General features: G+C 59.7%; 3 protein-coding genes. 1 reads left to right on the top strand and 2 read right to left on the bottom strand.

The window, feature by feature from the left end:
* Positions 1–68 precede the first annotated feature (68 nt).
* Positions 69–257, bottom strand: a complete 189-nt coding sequence (locus QP909_RS11640) for a hypothetical protein (RefSeq protein ID WP_284767320.1) — start codon at positions 255–257, stop codon at positions 69–71.
* A 65-nt stretch (positions 258–322) separates the two neighbouring features.
* Positions 323–1267, bottom strand: a complete 945-nt coding sequence (locus QP909_RS11635; RefSeq protein WP_284767319.1) for a methionyl-tRNA formyltransferase — start codon at positions 1265–1267, stop codon at positions 323–325.
* A 77-nt stretch (positions 1268–1344) separates the two neighbouring features.
* Between QP909_RS11635 and QP909_RS11630 the strand changes: the two genes are divergently transcribed.
* Entirely contained in the window at positions 1345–1791 is a 447-nt protein-coding gene (locus QP909_RS11630; protein WP_284767318.1) for a hypothetical protein, read from the top strand.
* Positions 1792–1822: the final 31 nt, after the last annotated feature.

Below are 1822 nucleotides of genomic sequence, written 5' to 3'. Positions count from 1 at the left end.
AAGCACTCACATCAGCTACACTGACTCAAGCAGCATAGCTAACCCCCGACGTGTCTACTTTCCGGGGGTCAGGCCCCTTCCTTGATTTCGGTGGAGCCGTAGCGGTGCTCGATGGTGGTGGGGAATGCGCCCTGCTCGGCGTTGACTGCCTGGGAGTCCCCGGAATTTCCGGACTGGTCATCAGTCGAGCAAGCGGTCAGTGCCGCGCCCAAGGTCAGCACAGCAGCGGTGCTAACGAGAATCTTCTTGAGTGTCATTTTTCTCCGTTGTTACTGGTGACGGATTTCCGCGCGAGGCGTGGCCCGTACACAAAAGGGAAAGGTCAAACCTTTGGTTGGATATATCCAGCCCTATGTCCAAAGAATTCGGTGGCGGTCAGTTCCGAGTTGTCGTCGAGACGAACACGATCCAGAACAATCGCCGGCGCCGGCACGTTGGCACGGGGCGATCCACAGACCACCGCGATTCCTCCCTCGTGAGGGATGGTGACTCGGCCGGGGGTTCCGCCGAAGCGGCCCTGCGAGACGTGCGCGGAAAGCACGCGGACGCGCTGGCCTCGGAATTCAAAGTAAGCATTGGGGTACGGGTCGGACTGCGCCCTGACCAGCAAGGCGATATCTTCCGCAGGTTGGGTGAAATCTATGCGAGATTCCTGCTCGCCGCGCTTGTGGAAGTACGTAGCGCGGGTGGGATCTTGAGGTTGCGCAGTGGTGGTGCCTTGGGCGACGTCACTCAATGCGCGTTCCACGAGGGGCTCGATGAGGTCGATGGTCTTGGCCACGAGATCCGTGGTGGTGTCCTGCGGACCCACGGGGATCGCGCGCTGGGCAACGATGGGTCCGCCGTCCAGCACTTCATCCATCTCGTGCACAGTGACGCCCACGTGAGTTTCCCGGTTCAACAGCGCCCACAGGATGGGCGAAAATCCGGCGTACTCGGGCAGGAGACCATCGTGGACATTCAATGCGCCGTGCTTGGCCAGGCTGAAAACCTCGGGAGGAAGCCAGGTTCGCCAATTGTTGGCCACGATGATGTCTGGTGCAGCATCGCGCAACGCCTCAATGACGTCTTGACCCACGCGCTCAGTGACACACACCTGGAGCTCATGCTCGCTGGCGAGCTCCTCAACGGAGTCTGCCCACATTTGCTCATAAGGGTGATCGCTGGCAGGGTGCGTAACTACCAAAACTACTTCATGACCAGCATTGATGACCGCAGACAACGTCCGGTGTCCCCACGACTGATAGCCGAAAACAGCAACTCGCATGCAGGGGATGTTAGCTTAGGTTTACCTATGTAGTCAATGATGAAAGTGGCGCAATTTTCATGCCAGACTCCCCGGACGTGACCACCCTTCACCGAATCTCGGTGCCCGCGGATGCGGAAGCCCTCGTTTTCCCGGACCCCTACCGCTCGAACGTCGAGCTCACCGAATCGATGTCCACCGTCGATGTGCGCATCCCGGCGCACTCAGCAGTGACCTATAGCTTTCAATCCGGCGAGCTGAAATATCCCGATCCACATAACGCACACGGCGCAGGCCCACAGGCGAGCCTATTGAGCGGCGATTCTGTGGACCAGACACTCTGGCCGCCTCGCTCCCCAGAAGTCATCGCGGACTTGCCCGGCGCACGCCTGTCCATCGACCGGAAGGTATTCGGCAGGCGCTGCACCGCGCGCCTCGATGACCGCGGTGCGGATACCACCGTGGTGTTTTTGGATGGCGATGACTGGATCCATCTGCAGGTGCTGTTGCAAAGTTGGGGCAGTAGAAAGACCGGCGTGAAATAATCAGAGCCATGGGCATCTTCTCCGGTCGGCA

It is taken from the genome of Corynebacterium sp. MSK195 (assembly GCF_030228885.1).
In the GTDB taxonomy this organism is placed as follows: Bacteria; Actinomycetota; Actinomycetes; order Mycobacteriales; family Mycobacteriaceae; genus Corynebacterium.
This window is presented reverse-complemented; position numbering and strand designations above follow the sequence as displayed.

Coding starts and splice junctions, on each gene's coding strand:
- QP909_RS11640 (WP_284767320.1), bottom strand. CDS start 257: ATGACACTCAAGAAGATTCTCGTTAGCACCGCTGCTGTGCTGACCTTG.
- QP909_RS11635 (WP_284767319.1), bottom strand. CDS start 1,267: ATGCGAGTTGCTGTTTTCGGCTATCAGTCGTGGGGACACCGGACGTTG.